5 protein-coding genes are annotated in these 8,171 nt (G+C 55.7%); 4 read left to right on the forward strand and 1 reads right to left on the reverse strand.

Annotated features, from left to right (window positions below; translation table 11 throughout):
- Nucleotides 1-359: 359 nt before the first annotated feature.
- The 4 genes from BP68_RS19010 to BP68_RS19025 all read left to right on the forward strand — a co-directional run bounded on the left by BP68_RS19010 (nucleotide 360) and on the right by BP68_RS19025 (nucleotide 7,607).
- Entirely contained in the window at nucleotides 360-1,778 is a 1,419-nt protein-coding gene (locus tag BP68_RS19010) for a serine/threonine protein kinase (protein WP_496374719.1), read from the forward strand.
- Nucleotides 1,775-2,926 carry an ATP-binding domain-containing protein gene (locus tag BP68_RS19015; protein WP_496374721.1) on the forward strand — a complete coding sequence of 384 codons (1,152 nt, stop codon included), beginning with the start codon at nucleotides 1,775-1,777 and terminating at the stop codon, nucleotides 2,924-2,926. Before BP68_RS19010 ends, BP68_RS19015 begins: the two co-directional genes overlap by 4 nt.
- Nucleotides 2,927-2,928: 2 nt before the next feature.
- A complete protein-coding gene (locus tag BP68_RS19020) occupies nucleotides 2,929-4,287 on the forward strand; it encodes a hypothetical protein (RefSeq protein WP_496374723.1) in 1,359 nt (452 codons plus the stop codon).
- Nucleotides 4,288-4,619: 332 nt separating this feature from the next.
- Nucleotides 4,620-7,607, forward strand: coding sequence for a TrlF family AAA-like ATPase (locus tag BP68_RS19025; RefSeq protein ID WP_496374725.1), 2,988 nt, complete (start codon nucleotides 4,620-4,622; stop codon nucleotides 7,605-7,607).
- Between the two features lie 304 nt (nucleotides 7,608-7,911).
- Here BP68_RS19025 and BP68_RS19030 read toward each other — a convergent pair.
- The coding region (locus tag BP68_RS19030) for a transposase domain-containing protein (protein ID WP_496374727.1) at nucleotides 7,912-8,171 on the reverse strand (260 nt) is incomplete at its 5' end.

The raw sequence follows: 8,171 nt of genomic DNA on the forward strand, positions 1-8,171 counted from the left end.
AGAACTTATCCACAACGTGAGCGTGAAGTTCACGAACAAGGGTGGGTCAAGATTCAATGGAAATGCTGGGTCAGGTTTACGTGGAAATCAACACCTAGAACACCTTCTGGCCTCCCTGCATGTCCGGTTCATTGGTGGGTCGTACCACGGGCGTACGCATGTTACGAACCACTGCCCGAAGCGTGCAAATTCGGCAAGACGTTCAGCGGAGAAAGCCCCGACAGTGGATAGCCCTTGATGACGACCTGGCCGCGACCGTTAAGTGACTAACGATCTAAAACGTTTCAGTCGTAACTTATGATGACTGCGGAGTTAGACTGTAACGACGCACGCACAGATGTACTCTGCGAGGGACATGGATGGACGCAGCACAAGCCCAAATCTTGGTAGATAGCCTGTTAAATACGGTAGTCGGCGATTGGCACATAGATGCCTTCCTTGGTAAAGGAAAATCAGCAGTCGTACTTGCATGCACCCGAGGAACTGAGGTAGGAGCCATTAAGGTTTTCCATCCCGAACTAATTCAGCGCTACGGTAAGCACGTGCAACTTGAGCGAATTCTGCGCGAGAAGAGTCTTGTCGGCGCTTTTCACCCCCATCTCGTGCGTATCTTAGATGGTGGAGAATGTGACAAAACGGGGCACTTGTACGTAGTTATGGAACGACTGCCCTACGCGAATTTACACGACGAATTACAAAAGATACCGCCCGAAGCCATTCCCGTACTGATTTCCCAGATTGCATCGGCAGCTAGATTTTTAGAGGATAGAAATCTCGTTCATAGAGACATCAAGCCAGAAAATATTGCGGTATCTCCTGATTTTTCTAAGGCCATACTGCTGGATTTGGGTGTATTGCGACCAGTCGGCTCTTCCAATTTGACTGACATCGATCAGCGCCCATTCATTGGAACTTTGCGGTACAGCTCGCCTGAGTTCCTAGAGCGCAAGGAAGAGGATACCCTGGATGGTTGGCGCTCTGTCACGTTCTATCAGCTGGGTGCAGTGCTGCATGACTTGCTTATGAAGCGCGTGCTTTTTGAGGATGACTCCGAGCCGTATCCGCGTTTGGTAAGGGCAGTATTAGAAAAAGTCCCTCAGATTCACGCGGCTAGTGCTAAGTGCGTCGCTCTAGCAAATCACTGTCTTATCAAAAATCCGATTACGCGTTTGGAACTGATCAACTGGGAGCGGTTTCAAGTTCTGCCTGAGGATGACCCCGTAAACCTTTCCCAAGTACGGGACAGAATTAAGCAGCGGCAGAAATTTTTCCAAACCGCGGAGAGTGCTGAAAAGGCAGTAGGATACTCAAAAAAATTTAGTAGAAAGGCATTAGATGACGTATGCAATAGAGTCGAATCACGCATCGCGTCTTTAATGAACGACTTACAGGCATTTCCGCTTCGTACCACCCAATCGGTAAAAGATGCAGAGCGCGGTGTCTGCGAAACGTACATTCACTTTGAGAAAGATATCCAGAAGGGTTTGCCCTTCAGGCTTGCAGTTCTGCTTAGATTTTCATTGCTTGACGAAAATAATGGAAAGCCTATTTTCCGTGCTGAAGCTGCGGCTGCCATGGCAAACGAAGAGATACCGAATGAGAAAATGCCCGCGCCTTCCTTGATTCAGGCTGGCGAGCTTGAGCTGCTTCTCGACAGCCCAAGCTTGGAAACTCTTTTCATCAGTGGCCTAGATGACGCCTACACGCGCATTGAGACAAATGCAGTGCCTACTCCAGGAGCAATTATTGAACTCGCAGTCAAGGAGGCGACATCGTGAGTGATAGCTGGTGGAAAGATGAGGATGATCTTGTTCCCGATCAAGCTAAGCTGCTTGATATTGATGAAGATCGAAACCTTCTAATTAAAGGGCCACCTGGTAGTGGCAAGACCAACCTGCTGCTGTTGCGCGCTAATCAGCTTTACTTGGGTGACTACCCCAATCTGCACGTTGTGGTGTTCGGGTCGCTTTTGAAGCAGTTTATTCAACTCGGCGGTAAGCAGTACGATTTCCCGCCAGAGAAGATCGTGACTCAGGCGAAGCTGTTCAACGATATTTTGCGTACGGAAGGGCAAGGCGTCGATGACGACGACCTTGAACATGACGCAGCGCGCGCCGAAAGGGCCAATCGCCTTCAGAAGCTGATTGACGAAGGCCGGGTCGGAGTGCAGTTTGAAGCATTGCTCCTTGACGAAGCTCAAGACTACACCCCACAGGAAATCAAGCTGATGAGCAAGCTCACTGACGTCTTCATTGCGTCAGCCGACGCTCGCCAAAAGATTTACGACGTTCTCGATTGTTCCGCCGAACTTGCAGCCTCGACCGACGAGGTGTACCGCCTCACCTTCCACTTCCGCAATGGCATGGCAATTTGCCGGGTAGCAGATGGCATTATGAAGGGCACCCCCGGGTACGTCCCGTTGCAGATGCACATGAACTACAAGGAAGCGGACTATCCCTCGACATTCATGCCCAAGGGGGGATTGACGCTAGATGACCAGGTCGCTGCCATGGCAGCTCAAATCAAGGACCAGCGATTTGCGTATCCAGATGACCTGATCGGTGTTTTGTGCCCTCGAAATGAAGAGCTAGATGCCGTATACGTCGGACTGGTGCACGCTGGCTTTGGGGACTCGATTACGCGCGCCAACTCTAAAAGCTTTGATCCATCCAAGCCCATCTGGTTGTCCACCTTGACGGCTGCCAAGGGCCTTGAATTCCGCGCCTTGCATATCGCCGGCTTGGACTACCTCTATCGAACGGGGGGGGTACAAAAGCGGCTCATATACACTGGTATCACAAGGGCCAAGACGGCCCTAACGATGTACTGGCACAAGTCTATCCCGGGGTATCTGGAGTCAGCCATTCAAGGCGCTGCGCCACCCAAGGGACCAGTGACCAAGAAACAAATCTTTGGAAAAGGCTGAACATGCTGTCAGCACTTGTTAGTAGACGCGAAATTTTCGAACTATTCCTTGGTTCGACCAAAACAGTTGAGGGGCGTCTTCGTGAGACCTCGCAGCTCAATCTCGGCGCAGGAAACGAGGCAGTTCTGGTTTGGGATAGCGATCCAACGCGGCAATTTTTGCTGCCCGCTTTGATGGTCCTATCCGACGAGGACGTTCAAAGCACCCTTAGCGCCATTGCAGCTGCTCCGCAAGCACCATCGCCACTCACTGCGCTCACACGCATCTTGACTCGCGACGAAGCTAGGCAGCATTTCGACGGCGATCTATTGAACATTGACGAACGGGTTTTCCCTGCGGTGACGGCGATCGCATTTGTTGAAGCGGTGCTCCACGGCGGCGGCCGGATCGGTATCAAGCAGTTGTCCCCGCTGATATGCAGACGTACCCTGGCCTTCGCGTGGGGTAGAGCCCTTGCATCTCATGCCGGCGGAGAGGCATACCTTGAACTTCCGGCACGGTGGCTCGATGTTTATTCATTGCTGAATTCGCCTTCAAACCATGAGGCAGCGCAGTATGTTGTTGACCCAATAGTCAGCGTACTGGGTTTGCTAACGCAGATTGCACACGGGTATCGTCCAGAAACGGCTACAGGAGGTTTGGCCTACGAAATTCTGAATGGCACCAAAGCCAGTCAAGAGCAGGCTTGGGAGCGACTAGCGGCGAGGCTCTCGCGCCTAGTCAGAATTGATTCCCTACAGTCGCTGACCAGAGAAGAACGAGGCAGCTATCTCCAAGAGGCGCTGCGTCAAATGTCTTCTTCAGGCAGCTATATCGAGCAGGGTGAGATGGCAGCGGCATGCGCGTTCCTTGCTACACGCCTTGCACCGGGCTCTCTTGAACACCTTGAGATTCTCAGGGGAGAAAAGCGACTGGATCTGATCGTGTGGTATGGGCTTTTTGCTGCGCTCCAAAGTCCCAAGGAAATACTATCCTTGTATGGCGGTCTAGGCTTCAGGTTATCTCGTGATATGTTGCGTGCAGAGGAGAAGTTGGCAGCTCCATCGGCCGATATTTCCTACTCCGAGCTAAAAATGCTTTCGCGCGGGGGCATCGAGCCTTTGGCTAGTCGAATTGGTCATTCAAGCGAACTGCAAGTCGAGCTTGTTCCATACGTTTCTGCCTCATTCACATTTCAGCCTAAAAATCGGCCCCGGGCAACAGACGGGCAACAGTCTTTGAATATGGAGGCGTCAGAGCCGGAATTGTCTCCGCGTGCTCGCTTGGCACGACTTGCGGTAGAGCTTTCAAATCTCGCTCGTGAAATCCCCGAGTTTTTAGAAGATAACTACCCGGCTAAAAGATCGCGTCGGAAATCTTAGCATCGCGTAGCTACGACTGAGCTGACCGTACCATCGAGGCAAGGGCGCCTTTGATGGTGTGTTCCATGTTGGCGGAAATCGATGACGCGTCTGCTTTGAGCTCAGCTGCCAATGAAAATCCGTTGCTGGCCGATAGTCAGAATCTATGACCAAGTGCAAATGGCTGCAATTGCTGCGGAGTTACCGATCGGTAGTGGCGAGACGACTTAAGGCTGAACGAAGCCATTCATTGGGAAGGCCCTAAAGCTAGCTACTAACAACAGTTGTTGCACAGAAGCGCCGCTGTTGATGGCCGCGCGACGAGAGCAACCACTGGCAATAGGAGGGGAGCAATGCCTGGAAAGTCCGACCCACAGGGTGCGAAATGGCACCGCTGGGATCCCCATCTTCACGCGCCTGGAACGATCCTCAACAATCAGTACTACGGCGAGGATGCGTGGGAACAGTTTCTTGCGAAGCTCGAAGGCTCCACGCCCCGCATTCGCGCCATAGGCATCACGGACTACTACAGTGTCGATACGTATGTTGCGGTCCGAAAGCACAAGCAGGCGGGGCGACTTTCGGACGTGGACCTGGTCTTTGCCAATGTCGAGATGCGGTACGGGATCGGCACCAGCAAGGGTTCGCCGATCAACGTCCATCTGCTGGTTTCTCCGGAAGATCCAGATCACGTGGACCAGATCCGGCGTTTCTTACGCGCACTCACCTTCGAGGCCTATGGCGAAACCTTCCGCTGTGACGCTTCGGACCTGATCCGACTGGGACGAGCCCATGACGCAACACTTATCGACGAGCGTGCCGCAATGGCTGTCGGCGCCAACCATTTCAAGGTCAACCCGGATCAATTGCGAGCGGAATGGAAGCGAAGTGCATGGGTGCAGGAGAACGTGCTGGTTGCAGTGGCTGCGGGCAGCACCGATGGATCATCTGGGCTACAGAGCGATGCGTCGCAGGCAATCCTGCGCAAAGAGATAGAGCGCTTCGCGCACATCATCTTTTCTTCGCAACCCAAGCAGCGCGAGTTCTGGCTGGGGAGGGGCGCTGCATCCATAGAAAAACTGGCTTCCGATTGGAACGGCTGCAAACCCTGTCTGCACGGCAGTGATGCCCATGCACCGGAGCAGGTCGGAGAGCCGAAACTGGATCGGTATTGCTGGATCAAGGGGGACGTCAGTTTTGATTCGTTGCGGCAGGTATGTCTGGAGCCCGGCGCCCGCGCCTTCATCGGCGCCTTACCGCCACGTGGAGCGCTGCCCTCGCATGTCATCGCCTCGATAGACCTCACAGATGCGCAGTGGATGAGCGCGCGTTCGGTGCCCCTAAACCCGGGGCTGGTTGGGATCATCGGCGCCAGGGGTTCTGGAAAGACCGCATTGGCAGACCTGATCGCTGCGGCAGGCTTCGCGCTCTCTGGAGACTTGGACGAACGGTCGTTTGTTCGGCGCGCGCACCGGCACCTTCGTGGCAGCTCTGCCAGATTGATGTGGGAGGACGGTACACCGACCGAAGCCGACCTGGGCAACCTGGAGAATGCGGGATTGTCCGAGTCGCCGCGCGTGCAGTATCTGTCCCAACAGTTCGTGGATCGGCTTTGTTCCGCCGAGGGAATGACCGATGAACTGCTCGCTGAGATTGAGCGGATCATTTACATGGCCCATCCGAGCGAGGACCGGATGGGCACGACGACGTTCCGAGAGTTGCTCGATCTCAACGCAGCGCACGGCCGCTCAATGCGACAAAGCCAGGAGGAGATATTGGCGGAAGCCACTACGCAATTGAACCTTGAGCGTGGCCGCCGGGCTGCATTGCCTCAGTTGCAGCGTCAGCGCGCGGACAAGGCGGCAGGCCTTTCGAAGGACCGTAAGGATCGGGAGAGCCTAATCGGCAAGGGCAGCGAAGAACGTGCCAAGCAGTTCGATGTCGTGTCCAACGCGGCGGAGGCCGTACGTTCGCTCATTGAGCAGGCGCGTCGGCGTCGGCAGGCCCTGTGCTCACTGCGCGACGAAGTGGCCGACATACGGGCCAACAAAGCGCCGTTGCGGCTGCGTCAGCTTCAGCAGGCCCATGCGGATGCTGGTTTAAGGACCGAAGCCTGGAGGTCGTTTCTGATGGACTTCTCTGGCGATGTCGATGGCATCCTGACATCGGCCATCAAGGCGGTAGATGATCAGATCGTGGCCATGGTCGGTATTTCCTTCAAGGAAGCGGAATCAGTGCCTGCGACACCACCTTCGACCGCCTCTCTTTTGCCTGAGGGGGCGGACTTGAGCCAGCAGACCTTGGGTCTTCTGGAGCGGGAAGCAGCTCGACTTCGAGCATTGATCAATGTCGATGAAGAGGCGACTAGGGCGTTCAAGCGCCTGTCTGAGAAGATCTCACGAGACGATGCTGCACTGGCGAAACTCGACCGGGAGATCGCCACAGCCAGTCAGGCGGAGGCTCGGATCAAGGAACTGATCGAAGAGCGGCGCACAAGCTACGCCGCTGTTTTCGATGGCATCTTGGAAGAGGAGAAAGAGCTTTCTGCGCTCTATGAACCACTGAAGCAACGCCTTGCGGCTGAGGATGGTGCCTTGGGAAAACTGGCCTTCTCTATCCGGCGATCCGTTGATCTGGAGGCCTGGGCGCAGCGCGGTGAGGAACTGCTGGATCTGCGCAAGGCCGGCCCCTTCAAAGGGCGCGGCGCATTGCTGGCGGCAGCACAAGCCGAGCTGCTGGCGGCATGGGAGACAGGAACCAGCGCCGAGGTAGCGGAAGCGATGGCGAATTTCCGTGCCGCCCACGAAGCACAACTGGTAGACCATGCGCCCGTGGAGCGCTCAGATGCCGAGGGTTTTCGCGAATGGGGTGGACGCGTTTCCGCTTGGCTATACGGCACCGACCACATAAGGATCACGTATGGCGTGCAGTACGAAGGCGTAGACATCGAGCAGCTGTCGCCCGGTACGCGCGGGATCGTGTTGCTGCTGCTGTACTTGGCGATTGATCAGGAGGACGATCGGCCGCTGATCGTGGACCAGCCGGAAGAAAACCTTGATCCAAAGTCCATCTTCGATGAACTGGTCGACCGCTTCCGCAAGACTCGCCTTCGCCGTCAGATCATTATCGTGACGCACAACGCGAATCTCATCGTCAACACTGACGCCGATCAGGTAATCGTAGCCAAGTGCGGGCCGCATCGACCGGGGCAATTGCCGGAGATCAGCTATGAAAGCGGCGGGCTAGAGAACCCTGTTATCCGGCGCCAGGTTTGCGAGATCCTGGAGGGCGGCGAAGCGGCTTTCAAGGAGCGAGCGCGACGCTTGAGGGTGCGGATGTAGTGCCTGCTTTCAGCGCCAAGTGGCGCTGGAGGAGCGCTTTCGCGGCAGGTGGTGGATGGACCGACCGTAGGATTGCTGGCGTTGATTGGTCACCCGGCTTTTCAGAGCATGAAGGTCCGCAACCGCTGCACATCGACCAACTGATCAGGCGTCAGGTTCACTTTGGGCAGCAGCAACATCCGGCGGCCCTGACCGCGTATCCATGCGCTGGACCTCTTCCCTCTCCGCTTCGAGCCGCAGCGGCGCAGAGAGGTATGCGCGCGGCGAACCCATGTTGACCGCTGTCGGCGGCCGTGGCTGAAGATCAGATGGCGTCGGGCTTCCAGCGATGCGGTAGCAGTTCCTCGATCTGACTGGCCTTGTGCGTGGGCAGCCGTGTGAGGACGTCCTTGAGGTAGGCGTAGGGATCGTGCCCGTTCATGCGCGCTGACTGGATCAGGCTCATGACGGCTGCCGCCCGCTGACCAGCGCGCAGGCTCCCGGCAAACAGCCAGTTCGATCTTCCGAGAGCGATGGGCCGGATCTGGTTCTCGATCCAGTTGTTGTCAATCGGCAGCTGCCCGT

Source organism: Diaphorobacter oryzae DSM 22780, assembly GCF_059568935.1.